The 14329-nt window shown below is 61.2% G+C and carries 16 protein-coding genes; 4 read left to right on the top strand and 12 right to left on the bottom strand.

Annotation, left to right across the window (positions count from 1 at the left end; genetic code table 11):
* Positions 1 to 16: 16 nt before the first annotated feature.
* The 4 genes from ABI796_RS16560 to mpaB are packed head-to-tail and all read right to left on the bottom strand — an operon-like array spanning position 17 to position 3670.
* Positions 17 to 157: a daptide-type RiPP gene (locus ABI796_RS16560; RefSeq protein ID WP_160147628.1), complete on the bottom strand. Its 141-nt coding sequence runs from the start codon at positions 155 to 157 to the stop codon at positions 17 to 19.
* Positions 154 to 1377: a daptide-type RiPP biosynthesis dehydogenase gene (mpaC, locus tag ABI796_RS16565; RefSeq protein WP_141280844.1), complete on the bottom strand. Its 1224-nt coding sequence runs from the start codon at positions 1375 to 1377 to the stop codon at positions 154 to 156. Before mpaC ends, ABI796_RS16560 begins: the two co-directional genes overlap by 4 nt.
* Complete coding sequence (gene mpaD, locus ABI796_RS16570; protein WP_141280842.1) at positions 1374 to 2648, bottom strand: daptide-type RiPP biosynthesis aminotransferase; 1275 nt, start codon at positions 2646 to 2648, stop codon at positions 1374 to 1376. Before mpaD ends, mpaC begins: the two co-directional genes overlap by 4 nt.
* The gene (gene mpaB, locus ABI796_RS16575; RefSeq protein ID WP_141280840.1) at positions 2648 to 3670 is read right to left on the bottom strand and encodes a daptide biosynthesis RiPP recognition protein; all 1023 of its coding nucleotides are present in this window, start codon (positions 3668 to 3670) and stop codon (positions 2648 to 2650) included. The genes mpaD and mpaB overlap by 1 nt, the downstream gene beginning before the upstream one ends.
* A 246-nt stretch (positions 3671 to 3916) precedes the next feature.
* Between mpaB and ABI796_RS16580 the strand changes: the two genes are divergently transcribed.
* Positions 3917 to 4561, top strand: coding sequence for a hypothetical protein (locus ABI796_RS16580; protein ID WP_246095640.1), 645 nt, complete (start codon positions 3917 to 3919; stop codon positions 4559 to 4561).
* A 13-nt stretch (positions 4562 to 4574) separates the two neighbouring features.
* On the opposite strand, the gene ABI796_RS16585 is transcribed toward ABI796_RS16580, so the two are convergent.
* Genes ABI796_RS16585 through ABI796_RS16595 form a run of 3 tightly spaced genes read right to left on the bottom strand, consistent with a single transcriptional unit; the run spans position 4575 to position 8283 of the window.
* A complete protein-coding gene (locus ABI796_RS16585; RefSeq protein ID WP_141280838.1) occupies positions 4575 to 5897 on the bottom strand; it encodes an MFS transporter in 1323 nt (440 codons plus the stop codon).
* Positions 5894 to 7489: an acyl-CoA synthetase gene (locus ABI796_RS16590; protein WP_141280836.1), complete on the bottom strand. Its 1596-nt coding sequence runs from the start codon at positions 7487 to 7489 to the stop codon at positions 5894 to 5896. The genes ABI796_RS16585 and ABI796_RS16590 overlap by 4 nt, the downstream gene beginning before the upstream one ends.
* Before the next feature lie 29 nt (positions 7490 to 7518).
* On the bottom strand, positions 7519 to 8283 hold the full coding sequence (locus ABI796_RS16595; protein ID WP_141280834.1) for an enoyl-CoA hydratase/isomerase family protein: 765 nt from the start codon (positions 8281 to 8283) through the stop codon (positions 7519 to 7521).
* A 116-nt stretch (positions 8284 to 8399) separates the two neighbouring features.
* Here ABI796_RS16595 and ABI796_RS16600 point away from each other — a divergent pair, with 116 nt between their 5' ends.
* Entirely contained in the window at positions 8400 to 9320 is a 921-nt protein-coding gene (locus ABI796_RS16600; protein ID WP_141280832.1) for a LysR substrate-binding domain-containing protein, read from the top strand.
* A 69-nt stretch (positions 9321 to 9389) separates the two neighbouring features.
* The gene (locus ABI796_RS16605) at positions 9390 to 9773 is read left to right on the top strand and encodes a DUF1304 family protein (RefSeq protein WP_141280830.1); all 384 of its coding nucleotides are present in this window, start codon (positions 9390 to 9392) and stop codon (positions 9771 to 9773) included.
* Positions 9774 to 9805: 32 nt separating this feature from the next.
* On the opposite strand, the gene ABI796_RS16610 is transcribed toward ABI796_RS16605, so the two are convergent.
* From ABI796_RS16610 to ABI796_RS16630, 5 genes are all read right to left on the bottom strand, one after another.
* Positions 9806 to 10258 (bottom strand): DUF5956 family protein, encoded by a 453-nt coding sequence (locus ABI796_RS16610; protein WP_141280828.1) that lies wholly within the window; start codon positions 10256 to 10258, stop codon positions 9806 to 9808.
* Between the two features lie 742 nt (positions 10259 to 11000).
* Positions 11001 to 11387, bottom strand: coding sequence for a hypothetical protein (locus ABI796_RS16615; RefSeq protein ID WP_170224843.1), 387 nt, complete (start codon positions 11385 to 11387; stop codon positions 11001 to 11003).
* 59 nt (positions 11388 to 11446) lie between these two features.
* Complete coding sequence (locus ABI796_RS16620; protein WP_141280826.1) at positions 11447 to 11869, bottom strand: hypothetical protein; 423 nt, start codon at positions 11867 to 11869, stop codon at positions 11447 to 11449.
* Positions 11870 to 11959: 90 nt separating this feature from the next.
* The gene (locus ABI796_RS16625; RefSeq protein ID WP_141280824.1) at positions 11960 to 12643 is read right to left on the bottom strand and encodes a type 1 glutamine amidotransferase domain-containing protein; all 684 of its coding nucleotides are present in this window, start codon (positions 12641 to 12643) and stop codon (positions 11960 to 11962) included.
* Between the two features lie 34 nt (positions 12644 to 12677).
* Positions 12678 to 13304 (bottom strand): TetR/AcrR family transcriptional regulator, encoded by a 627-nt coding sequence (locus tag ABI796_RS16630; RefSeq protein WP_141280822.1) that lies wholly within the window; start codon positions 13302 to 13304, stop codon positions 12678 to 12680.
* Between the two features lie 86 nt (positions 13305 to 13390).
* On the opposite strand from ABI796_RS16630, the gene ABI796_RS16635 reads away from it, so the two are divergent.
* The gene (locus ABI796_RS16635) at positions 13391 to 14302 is read left to right on the top strand and encodes an NAD-dependent epimerase/dehydratase family protein (RefSeq protein WP_141280820.1); all 912 of its coding nucleotides are present in this window, start codon (positions 13391 to 13393) and stop codon (positions 14300 to 14302) included.
* Positions 14303 to 14329 lie beyond the last annotated feature (27 nt).

The following is a 14329-nucleotide window of genomic DNA, read 5'->3' on the forward strand; positions in this document are numbered from 1 at the left end:
CTGGTGGGCGCCGCGATCAGGTGATGGCCACCGCGATGCCCACCAATGCCAGTCCTGCCGTAATGCCCTTAATCCGTTCGTCCCAATCGTCCGGAACGTCCATGGCCTCCAGCTCCTGGATGTTGAGGTCCAAGGCCTTGAGTGCTGTGCTGTTCATGTATTCACCTCCTCTCTCTTGCCCGCTCGTAGATCGCCCGTGGGGCCTGACAAGGCGTGGCGTCCTCTTGCCGCAGCCATGAGGACGTGGTGGATCTGCGCGGCGTCAATGCCGCGCAGCATCGGAAGCGCTCCGCCCCAGCTGCGGAGGGCGGCTTGCGTGGTTAGAACCACCGTTTCTTCGCTGATGGCTTCGAGCCCGGAGATACCCCAGCTCCGCATCAGCCCGTTGATGCCGCGAGCCGGTTCAGGATCCAGGTTCGGCAACGTCTCGATCACCACAGACCAGAGTTGTTGGAGGCGCTGTGGATCTCCCCACGCTGCCGCGCCTAGGCCAATCTCTTCCCAGATGGGACCGATCACGGAGGCTGTCGCCGTCATCTTTCTGACACCTGTGGCGTAGGCGAGCTCGTTCGCGAGGTACCAGTGCCTGGCTCCGTAGGGATTGCGTCCCATGAGGGCCCATCCCGTGTGCGTCTCCATGCTGAGCCGCGCCGCGTTCAGCCGGAGTTCGGGCGAATCGTGGATTGTCAGTTGCTCTCCCAACCGGACTATCCGTTGGATAAGGACGTGGCCGTCGTCGTCAAAGATGCTCTGCCGGCTGCCCACCATGGTCCCGGCCACCCTCAAAAGAGCTTCGAGCAGGCCTTCAAGAACCAGGTGCCGGGGCAGGGTGGCGAGGTGCCCGGCGTCGAGCATGGCAACATCCCCTGCCAGGTTGCGGGAGGCTATCAGGCGGCGTCCGACGGCGGTGTCCAGGCACGCTACCGCGCTGACTTCGGCGCCGGTCCCCACAGTGGACGGCATGAGAATGGTTTTGGGTCGCTCTTTGGGGTTGGTGACGGGCGGCAACACCAACAGGCCTGAGCGTTTCGCGTGGCGTTCCGCAAATATGGTCAGAGCAGGGTCGGCCGTGAAGAGCGCAGCGAGCTTTACCGCGTCCAGGACTGAGCCGCCGCCTAGTCCCACCATGGTCTGAAGACCGTTTTCGCGGATGAAGCCCCCTACGTTCCGCAGCGTCTCCACCGTCACTGGTGCCGCGGTCAACTCCAACACGGCTGATCCTTTGAGGTCACAGGCCAAGAGTCGATCGCGGTGAACGGCAAGGCCGGCGTCCACTACCAAACCCGTCCTGCCGCGGGTGAGGCCACCCACGTACTTGGGTGCCATCCCGTCGTCGGAAATGATGCAGCGGGTCCTCAGCCCGTGGTCCGTAATCATTCGAAGACTCCGTCGCTTTCGGCCCTGCGCAGGCCGGTTTCCATTGCGGTGTGGAGTTCCACAAAGTTCTCCTCGGTGTAGGTCAGCGCGGGCAACAATTGGATGCGCCCGGGCCCCGGTTGAACGATTGCGCCGGCTTGATGGATGCTCCACACCACGGCCAGGACGTCCTCGGAAGAGAGCGGCATGCCGTTTCTGGAGTGGAGCTTGAGGCCACGCATGCAGCCGCGACCAGTGGAGTTGCCAACTCCCGGGATGCGTTGAAGATCCTCAATGAGCCTGTTGAGTCGCTCTGCAACCCGCCTGCTGAGGGTGTGGTGGTCCAGCCGTTTCATCTCAGCGATGGTGCTGAGTATTGCCGCGCACGTTGCCGGGGTTCCAGCCTGGGTTTCCCCGTGGATGAAGATCGACTCAGTGGAGTCAAAGCGTTGAGTTACCCGTTGGGCTATCAGGAGGGCTGCGCATGCGCTGGTGCCGTTGGTCAGACCCTTGGACGTGACAATGATGTCCGGCTGTTGGGGCCATTCATCCGAGGCGAACCAACCGCTCACCCGCCCGAAGCCTGTAGCAACCTCGTCCGCTACCAGCAGGAAACCGTGGTGGTCCCGGTGCTTGATGACCTCGTCGATGAAAGCATTCGGCACCGATTCCGCGCCTGAACCCAGAACAGGTTCCACAATGACCGCAGCTACCCTGTGGCCTTCCCTTTGCATGAGCCGAGTCAGTTCCGCGGCGTAATCGTCAAACCTGACGTGGCGGATGTTCCGCCGGTCCACGCCGTACAACCCCTGCCCCAGTTCGTCACCGCTCAGGGCCTGACTGCCATAGGTCAGGCCGTGATAACTGCCGCGCAATCCCACCACGAGCTTCCGCTCCGGTTGCCCGTTCAGCACGGCGTAGTGGCGGGCGAGCTTCATGGCTGCGTCATTGGCCGCTCCGCCGGAAGTGGAGAACAGCACACGCTGGAAGGTGTGTGCCGGCAGGCTCAGCAGGGCTCGTGAAGCCTCCAAGGCTTTCCGATGGGACGTGCGGAACAACGGAAGATAGGACGCGGTGTGGAGTTCCGTGGCGGTGGCCTCGGCTATCTGCCGGTTCCCGTAGCCAAGGTTGGTATTCCATAGCCCGCTCTTTGCGCAGATCCTTTGCCGGCCGTCCTCAAAGGTGACGTGGACGCCGTCGGCGGTGACAGCCGTGTAGCTCGAGTCATCAAAGCCATGCTGAGTGACCAGCGGTACCCAAAGTGGCCGGTCCATGTTTGGAGTCGCGGTCATCAGCGTGCACCCAAGAGAGGGATGCCGAGCTGCTCAAACTGCGTGACCACTGCTCTGGCGGCCCCTTCAGCCACAGCAGCTGAAACCTTGAGGGCTGGTGCCACCACCCTCGCGGCCGCCTTGATGTCCCTCATATTGGAGACGGCCTCAATGATGGCCGCAGCGTCCGCACCGATTTTGAAGAGCCTGCCTGTTCGAGTGTCCAGCAGATTGTGCTCTGCTGCCGTCTTGAGGATGAAAGGGGCGTTTGCTGGTGCCAGGCCATCGCTGGGATTGGCTCCGTAAAGGCTGATCCCGAATCCCACCAAGCTCGTGTTGGCCCTGTCTTCACGCGGTATGAACTTCCACGCGTCCAAAGCTGCAAGGTACCGCGGGATCCAGGGCTTGGCGGCGAGGGAGTCCTGGGTGTCCCAGGGGTAGTGCACAGCGGCGACGGCGGACTCCGGCCTCAAGGAAGCGGCCCGGACTCTGAGGTCAGCCAGCGAATCACTGACCGTACCGATTGTGGTTCCGTAGGGTCCTGTCCGGACCGCGCCATCCTGGGTGATGTGCAGCCGCGTCAGGAGCAGATTGTCCCTCGCCACCCCGCTCAAGAGTGCACGCTCCGCCAGGACTGCGTTGACTTCGGTGAGTTGCTGGACAAAGTGCCCAGAGAGCATGGCTTCCTCTGCGTCATCGAAAAACGCCTGCCAGTCCTCCTCGGTGGTGACGCGGACTACCGTGACGCCCACGAGGTTCACAAAAGGGATGGCCACATAATCCTGGATTTCCAAGCTGAGCGAGCCGTCCACCAGAAGCTCTTCCCCCGCGATATCGAAGGATCCGGATACCGCAACAATGCCGTCGTCGGCCTTGTCCCCGTTCAGAACCAGAACCGTGGAACCCTCTCCCGCGAGCGTCTTCGCATAGCCGGCGTGCACGGGATTCTCAACGAAAATGACATGGCCCGGTATCCGTCCAGGTACCCCCGTGATCCATTGATCCACAGCGGCGCCAATGCTCTGTTGCTGACTCAGCTTCAATTCCCCAACCCCAATGATTGTCCGAGTGCTTCGGCAGTGATCCCGGCAGTTGAACCGGGGCTGCGTTCTGAGAAGGACACTATGGGCGGGCTGATGTGCCACAGGGTGGAAAGGTGGAACTAGGTGGTGATTTGGCTCAATTTAGGGGTGATTTGGGTATACCTAGTGGGTGGTTGGAGGCGGACTAGGTGCTGGCTCTCCGCCTTCTTTTCCGGCGCACGCACCAAGCGCCCAGTAGCATGCCATATGGAATCATTCACGTGGGCAAAAACCTCTCAGGACGACCCGGGTAAAACCAAGGTGGCTGTTCTTCTTCCCGGTTCCGGATATCCGGTGGAGGGACCGGTCCTCTTCTGGGTTGGTGAAATGCTGGGATCCTTGGGCTGGCATGTTCAGGCTGTCCGGTGGACTCCAGACGATTCACCAGGTACTGCCCCTCATGAGTTTGCGGCTCATGCCGCCCAGACGGCGTTCGCTGCCGCACCCGATGCGGAGCAACGGTTGATTGTGGCCAAGTCATTCAGCACCTTGAGTATCCCTTGGGCCGAGGAAGCCCACATCCCAGGGATCTGGCTGACACCACTGCTCACAGATGAGAAGGTCCGGCACAGCATCAGTGCGTCGTCGAAGGATGACCTCTTTGTTGGCGGTTCACAGGACAAACTTTGGGACGGAGGCCGTAGATCGGAGTTGGCCGGGACCTTCGTCGAAGTACCGGGCGCGGATCACTCCTTGCAGATACCGGACGATTGGAGGGCTTCCCAGCAGGCTCAGGCTGATGTGTTCGCCCGGGTTGAGGACTTTGCTTTGGGGCTTGGCTCAGCCCCCGGGTCCGGGGCACAGCAAAGAGGTTGGACGGGCGCTGACCTGCGCCCTACCCAACCCCTTTGAAAGCTAGACGCCTCTACAGAACCGTGGTCCGCGACAGCGACAGGTCCTTGGTCTCCCGGAAGAACAGGACCACCACAACGGCCGACACCAGTGCCATGCCCATCAGGTAGAAGGCCGGGGCCAACGGCGAGCCGAAGCCCGCTACCAAACCGGTGGCAACAAAGGGAGCGGTTCCACCAAACAGCACGTAGGCCAACGTGTAACCAATGGCTGAGCCGGAGGCCCGAACCGACGACGGGAACATCTCCACCAGAGCCGGCACGTTGGATGTACCGATCACGGCCACCAATGCACCCAAGACGCTCGTCCCCAGGATCGCGAAACCGAGACCCAACGGCATGATCGAGAACGCCGGGATAGTCATCACAACGAAGCCAACACACGCCACCAGCAGCATTCGTTTGCGGCCGTACCTGTCACTGGCGCGAGCGGCCAGAGGACAGACTGCCGTGTACACCAGCATGGTGATCACACTGGTGATCATTGACTCCGCCGACGTGTATCCAAGGCTCGAGGTCATGTACGCGATCATGTAACTGCTCATCAGGTAGTAAGCGATGGCGTTGGTGATGCTGTAACCGAAGAGCGTAAAGATCTGTCGCGAGCACATGCGGATGGCGTCGCCCAAGGGCCGCTTGGCCACTTCGCCCTTATTCTCAAGGCCACGGAACACCGGGGTGTCGTCAACCTTTGACCGTATATACAGTCCGATCAGACCCAGGGGCGCCGCGAGCAGGAACGGGATTCGCCAGCCCCAGGCCTGCAAATCGGCAGGACTCAATGTCGCGGTGATCGCAGCACCCAGCAAAGCACCTGCAACCGAAGCCAGGCCAACAGTGGCCGGGATGATGCTGGCGTACGTGGCCCGCTTACCTTCCGGAGCGTACTCCACGATGAATGCGGACGAACCCGTGTACTCGCCACCAGTGGTAAAGCCCTGGACTGCACGGAACACGAACAGCAGGATGGGTGCCCAAATGCCGATCACCGCGAACGTCGGCAGGATACCTATGCAGAATGTCGCCGCGCTCATGATCAGCACACACAGGCCGAGCATCTTGTTACGGCCGATCCGGTCACCGTAGCGTCCAAAGAAAGCCGCCCCCAGCGGCCTGGCGATGAAGCCGCCGGCGAAGATCGCCCACACGGCCAGAAGGGACGCCGTCGTGGAGTAATCCGGGAAGAAGAGCTTCGCGATGGTGACGGACATGACCGCATAGGCCGCGGAGTCGAACCATTCAACGAAATTTCCGACGGCGGCTGCCGCGGCGACGCGCTTCAGGCTCCGGCGCGGAGAAGACTCGGTGTCAGCAACTTTCTGGGTCATCGTATTCATGATTGTTGTCCTTCGAGGCGGGGAGAGGCTACAACGTGTGGGAGTTCGCGGAGCTGGGCCCGCTGGACTTTTCCGGTGGCCGATTTCGGCAGCGCGGAGACGTATTCAATAAATCGGGGATACGCGAAGCGGGAGAAGTTCTCCTTCACGTGGGCCACGATGGCTTCGCTCAGTTCCGCTCCCCCAGGGTGACCGGGCATCAGTTCTATCCAGGCTTTGATGGACTGGCCGCGAAGCTCGTCCGGCACACCGGTGACGGACACGTCCCGCACGGGATCGAGTTCGCGGATGACTGCCTCCAGCTCGTAGGGTCCAACCCGGTATCCGGACGTTTTGATGACGTCGTCGGTCCTCCCCAGGAACCAGACATAGCCGTCGTCGTCCGCGTAGGCCTGGTCCTTGGTGTGGTACCAGCCGCCCCCGAATGCGGTTGCGGACGCCTCCGGCATGTTCCAGTATCCCAAGGGAAATTGAGGGTTGGATCGCGCACGGAGGCAGATCTCGCCGGTCTCGCCGGTGGGAACTTCCTGTTCGTTTTCGTCCAGCAGTCGGACTTCCCATCCAGGAAGTGGACGCCCCATGGACCCGGGCTTCACCGGCACATCCGGGTAGTTGCCCAGCAGCGGGTAGGACTCCGTGGAACCGTAGTAATCCAGCAGCGTCACCCCGTACTGCCCCTCGAACCAAGTGATCAGGTCCGGCGTTAGCGGCTCATTGGACGAGCAAACCGTCCGCAGGGACAGCGGGAAGCGAGCACCGGCGTCGGGCACATCTTCGCGCATCTTCCGCAGGAACGTCGGGTTGACCAGCGCGCTGGTGACGCGGTGGCGGCTCATGGAGTCCAGCAGGGCTGCGGGATCGAAGCCGCCGCTGGGCCTGAAAACCAAGTGCGTTGCACCAAGCCGGAGCGGGCCCATGAGCTTGGCCAACGACCATGCCCAATCCCCTGCTCCATAGAAGACATCGCCGTCGCCGATCTGGTGGCAATACTTGAACTCGTTGTGGCCCAGTAGCGTCCGGTGCGCGTGGACGATCCCCTTCGCCCGGCCGGTGGTGCCCGAGGTGTAGAAGATGAGGGCGGGGTCGTCGGCCTTGGTTTCGACGTCCTTGAATTCGGTGTCCGCTTCCTTGATGGCAGGCCCGTCGATGTCAATGAACGTGCCTTCGTAGTCCCCGAAGAGGTGCTTCGCGGACTCCTCGGCGATGATCGCTGACGCGCCGCTGTCTTCCAGCCGGAAACGGATCGGCTCAGCCGCCCAGAGCAGGGACATCGTCACAAGGATGGCGCCGGTCCGGAGCACACCGAGGTACGCGGCCGGAGTGTCGGAACGCTGAGGGAGGAGGACGGCGACGCGGTCGCCCTTCTTGATGCCGGCTTTTTGCAGGGTGGCAGCGATTTGCCGGGAGCGGTCCTGGATTTCGCCCCAGCTCACGTCGCGTTGACCTTCGACGGCGGACTCCAGGATGAGCGCGCGCTTGTCTCTTGGGTGCCGGTCGGCGACGTCGACGGCCATGTTGTAGAGCTCAGGCACCTCCCAGCGGTGGCTGTTCAGCAGTTCGGTATAGCGGTCTTGGGTTGCTGTGGTTGTCATGGTTTTGCCTCCTGCTTCTGCTTCGCGGGTTAGCGGCGGCCGGCGAGGAAGCGGGCCATCTCGCGCTGCGGTTCGCCGGTACCGTAGGCCTCTCGGTGGACGCGCTTGGCTTCTGCCATGGCATCAGTGAGTTCGTCGTCTTCCAGGCTTCGTAGCCGGTTCTTGGTCAAGCGGACCGCACCCGGAGGAAGGAGGCTCAAGCGCGAGGCGAGTTCCTTCGCGTAAGCCAGCACGCCGCCGTCGTCCGTCAAGTAATTAAGGAGGCCGAGCCGCTGAGCTTCGGCAGCGTCCACGAGCTCGCCGGTGAGGACGAACTGGGAGGTCTTGGACTTGCCGAGGATGCTCCACATGGCCCATATGCCCGTGATGCTGGGGATGCCGGAGAGGACTTCGGGTTGGCCCATGCGGACTTTGGAGTCGCCGACGCGGAGGTCCGCGAGCAGTGAGTACTGGAAACCGGAGCCGGCGGCAACGCCGTTGACCGCGGCGATGGTGATTTGGTCCAGGTCGCGGACTGCCCGGTAGAGGCGGTCGAATCCGTCGATCCAGGCTTCCGCTGACTCGTGATCCTCGGGGTTCATGGACGCGGTCTCGGCCAGGTCCTGTCCGGCGCAGAACGCGCGGCCGCTGCCGGTGAGGATGACCGTGCGGACTTCGTCGTTGCCCTTGAGGCCTTCCAGATAGTGGATGAGTTCGCTGCGCATCGCCTCGGTCCAGGCGTTGAGCTTGTCCGGGCGGTTGAGGGTGATGATGGCGGTGGGGCCGGTTTGTTCGAAGAGGACGTCCTGGGACATTGGGGAGTTTCCTTTGGCTCGTTGGGGCTTCTTGATTCCCATCTGACCATCAGCGAATGTGACCCGTCTAACATCAATATCTACTCGGCTTGATACCAAACTGATATGGTGCCGCGATGGACCTTCACCATCTCAAGTACTTCGTGGTGCTCTCCGAGGAGCTGCATTTCGGGCGTGCGGCGCAGCGTTTGCACATGGCCCAGCCGCCTCTTTCACAGCGCATCAAGGACTTGGAAAAAGAGCTCGGCGTCCTGCTGTTTCATCGTCGGCGCACCGGCGTGGAGCTGTCCGAAGCCGGAGCGTTGCTGCTGGAGCACGCGCGTGGGGTGCTGGATCACGTGGCCATGGCGCAGGAGTCGATGCGGCGGATCCGGCCCGGCGCTTCGGGCATCCTGCACGTGGCGGTACCGCCGGACACGAACCCGGTTGCCCTGTCCACGATGGTTTCATCGTTCAGCTCGCTTGCCCCTGATGTTCTACTCAACCTGCACGAGCTCACCACCGTTGAGCAGGTTGAGCGACTACGCGACGGCGAACTGGACGTTGCGGTGGTCCGTCACCCTTTGAGCAGTGTCGGTTTCGAGTCGGGGCCGTTGTACTCCCGGGCTCTGGGGGTGGTGCTGAATGCATCTCATCCGCTGGCTTCATTGGAGGCCGTGCGGCTGGGTGACCTGGCCGGGAGTCCGTTGATTATCTTCCCGCGTCACATGGCACCGACCCTGTACGACTCGTTCCTGCACACGTGCCGCGACGCCGGGTACTTGCCCGCGGCGATTGTGCACGCAAGGAATCAGCACTTCACGCACGGGCTGATCATGGCCGGCCGCGGGGTTCACTTCAATGAGGAGCCGTGGACACCGTTGCCTTCGGGGATTGTGTGGCGGCCGTTAGTTGGTGATCCGTTGGCTTGGCGGACGTCGGCCTTGTGGTTGAAGAGTAGGCGATCAGCTGAAACAGACGCGTTTGTGGCCGCCGTGGGGGCGGGGTTGGAGGCAGGTGGGCACGGTAACGGACCGCGTTTGCAGTCCACCCCTTGAAGGTGGTCGCTGCTAAAGCTAACCTGCACACACAAGTAATAGGTACTGCAGGTTCGCTAGGAGCACGGCATGAATTTGCTGAGCCAAGTACTCGCGGGGGCCACCGGCCTTGCGCTAATAAGCGTTGGCGTCCTGGAGATCTTCTTCCATGGCGATCAACGCTTTCACCGGATCTTTCTGATCCGACCCGACGACGTGCGGGCAGTGCGGATGTGGGCCATGAACGTTGGCGCCTACAACATAACCTTTGGCATTGGAATCGCAGTGGGCCTGTGGCTGGTGAACTTCTCCGGCACCCCTGCGAGCGGGACGGCTATAGTCATCTTCTGCTGCGCCTGCCACGTCTTCCTTGGTTTCTGGCTATGGGTCACGGAGAAGCGGCTTCTGTTCAGCGCTATCGGCCAAGCACTCTTTCCCCTGCTCGTGATCGTTTTCTACGTCGTCTTGCACTAGAACGGGGTCGAATGTATCGGGAGCCCTAAGACTCAATCGCGGTAAAGGCTAGCCATGGCCTCGTTTGCGGGACCTGCCATCGTCGACGGACGCAATCCATCGCCAGGAAGTCTGGCGGTAGTGGCCGTCCAAACGAGACCCCAGAATGTCTCGTCGTCCAGGTCGTCATTGGGCGGGCGTCGAATGAACCAATCGAATCCGCGGGGTCTCGGCGGGATACCCGCCTCGGCCAGATAGATATCAATGTCATCGTCGACAGATGCCTGGTCGGCTTCAGTCAGCCTGAACGGCTGTCTTTGTTCTGCACCCCCTGGTAGGCGATGGACAATCAAACCAAAACGGTCAGGCGATGCTCGGTGTACCCTCGCAACGTTGCTGGGGCCAGCAGCCCAGATCACCAAAGCGCCCCAGCCGTTCTCGGTCGCAAGTATCCAGTCCTGAGGAGCTTCCGACAACTCAGCGCACTCCCACGAATCACGTGTCATGCTCACCCCTTTCACTGCTAATCAAAGCTGGCAATACTGTGTCCGGTAAAGGATGGCTTGCGGACAGTAGCGGTTGTAAACACCCTCTGCGAGTTCTAGAGCTGGGACTCGCGAACTGCGTCTTGGCCACGGGAGGGGCCAAACTGTCGGAAGTATCTAATAGATGCTGGCATCCACATCAGCACGGAACCGGCAAACGTCAAGATCAGGACCCCTACTGTTAGGGGCGTCAGGACGACATTGAAAACTCCACCGAGAGCCAAAACAGCCAAGATGGAAAGAACTACCCTCGCCCAGCGTTGACCTCGAAGAAGTCCCAATGCTGCCCGGATCTGAATAACCGTGAATAGAAGGAGGATCAGACCGCCAAGGAACAATACGATGCTTGCCTCCCGCGTGACAATCAAGACGACTGGCTGAATGCAAGCTAGGATCGCGCTTGCCAGCCAGAGGTAACTTGATGTTCGAAGGACCTTTGGGACGCTGCCTGCTGTCCTGTGGGCGACAGGATGGACCATCTTCGCTTCCCTCAATCTTCAGTAGCATGTGGAGACGGCTGAGCCGCAAGGTTTCCAGAGTATATGCGAGCGACTATGTGTGCTTATTCGTTAGGCGGTGCAGTGAGCCACGCAGCGAACCGTTCTTCTTCCTCAGTCTGTAGAGGCAACGTCGTCGGTTCTGTCCAAATGACGGCGCCTTTCCCGCAGATTCGGAGGCCAGGTTAATTCCAAGCGCCAAGGTATTAGTCGGATTCATAGGCACACCTTTTGTACGGGACCACCACAACTTGAACGTCGTCCTCATAAAGAACCACGCCCGGATCGCTTGAGTAGACCGCACTGCAGGGAACGTCATGCCGGCGCAGGAGATCGGTATAGAAATCAATTCTGCCTACCAAGTGGGCGGCTGTGAGTTTGAACCACGCCTGTGCGCCCGGAGCTGCGTAGAATGACGCTCCAGGAGTTACATAAGCCTCGCCATAGAAGTCGTTGGCGCTACGCCATTGACGCCAATCTTCGGGGCTGAGGCTGCCCTCCTTTGCCAATCGGTTCGCGAGGGCGAAGATCCCAAGGTGTCGCCCTTTGGCGTCAGGGGTGGTCGACTGGTAGCGCACAAAGCGTTGTTCCATGCTGCCTAGCCAACCAGCAATGTTGCCGGATCACAGGGATTGACATTGCGGCGTCATCATCAGCCCGAGAGTCCTCCAGCCATTCCGCCCTCCGGACGTTGACGCAGGGACATCAAGGCGAGGGCGTACAGAAGACCGCGGGCCACGCCGAATAACCACGGGAACGGTAAATCGAAACCCAACCAAAACACTGCTTCCACAGGGAGAAGGGCCAACCCGAGTATCAACCCCGACCTGCGCCCCTTCCACGCGAGCCAAGCCGCCCACGCCGCTAAAAGAATTACAACGAGAAACACCATGAGCAGCGACACGAAGGCCCAGCTTCGCAGTCCGTCCCATGGCCCCGCGTACATCGGGAACAGGTCCATGAACATCGGCAGGTACCCGTTTTGCAGGAGATGGATGCTGACGGGGATCGCTGGAATTCCGAACGCAGCAGAGTAGATCCAGGTCAGCACTGCCGCCACACGCGCCTTCTGCATTGCCTTCCTCGATTCGGCAATTTGGGATGATCCGGCTCCGGATAAGTCCAGTGTGGAACAGAGCATTCACCGGCGGAAGTGGCTAATGCTCTAGAGAAGTGCCGCGACCTTCTGGGCAGTTGCCTTGGCTGATCCCGGATTCTGGCCGGTGACCAGGTTTCCGTCCGCAATGGCGTAGGAGACGAACGGGAGCAGGGCTTTCTCATAGAGTGCTCCGCGGCCTTTCATCTCTTCCTCCGCGTTGTAAGGCACCAGCTTGTCGACGCGCGCCAATACTTCTTCCTGCCACGCGAAGCCGGTCACCTTGCGGTCCTTAACCAGGAGGCTGCCGTCCGAAAGCCTGGTGTTCAGAAGGCCGCAGTACCCATGGCAGACCGAGGACACAATGCCGCCTCGTTCCCAGATTTCGCGGGTGATCCTCTGCAATCCTTCGCTGTCAGGGAAGTCGTACATCACCGCATGGCCGCCGGTGAAGTAGATGGCGTCGTAGTCGGCCGAGTTGATGCTTCCCGGAGAAGCGGTGTTTTCGAGCAGGGCCATTCGCACTGGGTTGTTGTGCCACGATTTGGCCGCTTTGTCGTAGCTGGGGAATTTTAGTGAGCGCGGTTCCAACGGGGCCCGTCCGCCTTGCGGGCTGACAATGTCCTGTTCGAAGCCACGCTCCTGGAACACTTCCCAGGCGTGAACCAGCTCGGACAACCATAGTCCGGTCTGGTGTGAAGGGTCCTCGTAGTGGCTGACATTGGTGACGACGTGAAGGATGCGTTTTGTCATGCTCGTTCTCCTGAGGGTGGTGGCCGGATCGGGACTAGCCGCCCGATTTGTTGTTGTTCAGTGCGAAGAGCGCCCCAACCGCGGACTTCACGCGGGCTGCAACGTCGTCGCTGGTTTGAGGCCGTAACTTGCCGTCGAGGTGGAGGAACGCCAGCCCGTGCGCCACGCTCCACAGCGCGATGGATAAGTTGGAGTTGTTCGCGTCCGGGAAAAGGCTCCCTATCGCTTGGTTCAACATATGGTGAAGCTGCTCCGAGGCGTGCACGCGTTCGCTGTCCTCCTCGTCGCATTCGTTGCCGAACATCAACCGGAACACGGCGGGTCGTCTCAGAGCGAACCCAACGTAGGCCACTCCGAGTGCCGTAATCACGTCTTCGGGCGCCGCGGATTCATCGGACCCAGCAAGCTCCGCCGAGCCTTTCAAGCCCGCCAACGCCGCCTGGAGGTCCGCTCTCAGGTCGCGGAATCCCTCGATCGCCACCGCACTGTCCAGCGCTTCCCGGTCCGCGAAGTGCCGGTATGGCGCGGTGGGTGACACGCCCGCGCGTCGGGCAACAGCCCGCAACGAGAATGGCTCGCCCGCTTCCAGGCTCTCAATCGCCGCAGCGAGCAGGGTGGCCCGAAGGTCCCCATGGTGATACGGCTTGCTGGATGTTGACACTGCTAACTTCGCCTCCTACGCTGATGTAAGCAGTGCAAACATATCGCATTGCGAATCCAATGTCACCCGCTAAAGCAAAGGTTGAAATGCAGACCATACTCGGCGCCAATGGCCAGATCGCCGTGGAATTAGCCCGCGAGCTACACCGCTCATACACCTCCGATCTCCGGCTGGTGAGCCGCAACCCACGCAAGGTGAGCGAGTCCGACGTCGTCATAAGTGCGGACCTGCTCGACGCCGGGCAGGCGGCTGCCGCTGTTGAGGGCAGCGACGTTGTGTATTTCACCGCGGGGCTGCCGGCGAAGACTGAACTATGGGAGGCGCAGTTCCCTACGATGCTCCGGAACGCGCTGGATGCGACGCGTCAGGCCGGGGCCAAATTCGTCTACTTCGACAACACCTATATGTATCCCCAGGACGATCGCATCCAGACTGAAGAGACACCGTTCGCTTCCAACGGAAGAAAAGGCAAGGTCCGCGCCGAGATGGCCACCATGGTGCTGGAAGAGATGGCGCGGGGTGACATTCAGGTGCTCATCGCCCGGGCTCCGGAGTTCTACGGGCCGGGGAGGACGCAGAGTTTCACCAACACCCTGATCATCGAGCCACTTAAGGCGGGCAAGAAGCCCCGCGTCCCGGTACGCGATGACCGACTCCGCACACTCATTTGGACCCCGGACGCCAGCCGTGCCCTGGCCCTGTTGGGCAACACACCGGACGCGTATGGCCAGACGTGGCATCTTCCGGTGGCTGAAGAACGGCTGACTTACCGGGAATTCGCCACCATGGCCAGCGAAGCGTTCGGCCAGGAGCCCGGCTACACGGTTGTTCCCCGATGGGTCCTCAGCGCGGCCGGGCTATTCTCTGCGCAGGTACGGGAACTGCGGGAACTTCTGCCGCGCTACGAGCACCACAACCGCTTCGACTCCACGAAGTTCAGCTCGCGATTCCCGGAGTTCGCAGTCACCTCGTATCGCGATGGACTCTCCATCATCTAGCAGGCCTAGAACACAGCATCAGGCTCG

It is taken from the genome of Paenarthrobacter aurescens (assembly GCF_041549525.1).
GTDB lineage: Bacteria > Actinomycetota > Actinomycetes > Actinomycetales > Micrococcaceae > Arthrobacter > Arthrobacter aurescens.

Coding starts and splice junctions, on each gene's coding strand:
- ABI796_RS16560 (WP_160147628.1), bottom strand. CDS start 157: ATGAACAGCACAGCACTCAAGGCCTTGGACCTCAACATCCAGGAGCTG.
- mpaC (WP_141280844.1), bottom strand. CDS start 1,377: ATGATTACGGACCACGGGCTGAGGACCCGCTGCATCATTTCCGACGAC.
- mpaD (WP_141280842.1), bottom strand. CDS start 2,648: ATGACCGCGACTCCAAACATGGACCGGCCACTTTGGGTACCGCTGGTC.
- ABI796_RS16580 (WP_246095640.1), top strand. CDS start 3,917: ATGGAATCATTCACGTGGGCAAAAACCTCTCAGGACGACCCGGGTAAA.
- ABI796_RS16585 (WP_141280838.1), bottom strand. CDS start 5,897: ATGAATACGATGACCCAGAAAGTTGCTGACACCGAGTCTTCTCCGCGC.
- ABI796_RS16590 (WP_141280836.1), bottom strand. CDS start 7,489: ATGACAACCACAGCAACCCAAGACCGCTATACCGAACTGCTGAACAGC.
- ABI796_RS16595 (WP_141280834.1), bottom strand. CDS start 8,283: ATGTCCCAGGACGTCCTCTTCGAACAAACCGGCCCCACCGCCATCATC.
- ABI796_RS16600 (WP_141280832.1), top strand. CDS start 8,400: ATGGACCTTCACCATCTCAAGTACTTCGTGGTGCTCTCCGAGGAGCTG.
- ABI796_RS16605 (WP_141280830.1), top strand. CDS start 9,390: ATGAATTTGCTGAGCCAAGTACTCGCGGGGGCCACCGGCCTTGCGCTA.
- ABI796_RS16610 (WP_141280828.1), bottom strand. CDS start 10,258: ATGACACGTGATTCGTGGGAGTGCGCTGAGTTGTCGGAAGCTCCTCAG.
- ABI796_RS16615 (WP_170224843.1), bottom strand. CDS start 11,387: ATGGAACAACGCTTTGTGCGCTACCAGTCGACCACCCCTGACGCCAAA.
- ABI796_RS16620 (WP_141280826.1), bottom strand. CDS start 11,869: ATGCAGAAGGCGCGTGTGGCGGCAGTGCTGACCTGGATCTACTCTGCT.
- ABI796_RS16625 (WP_141280824.1), bottom strand. CDS start 12,643: ATGACAAAACGCATCCTTCACGTCGTCACCAATGTCAGCCACTACGAG.
- ABI796_RS16635 (WP_141280820.1), top strand. CDS start 13,391: ATGCAGACCATACTCGGCGCCAATGGCCAGATCGCCGTGGAATTAGCC.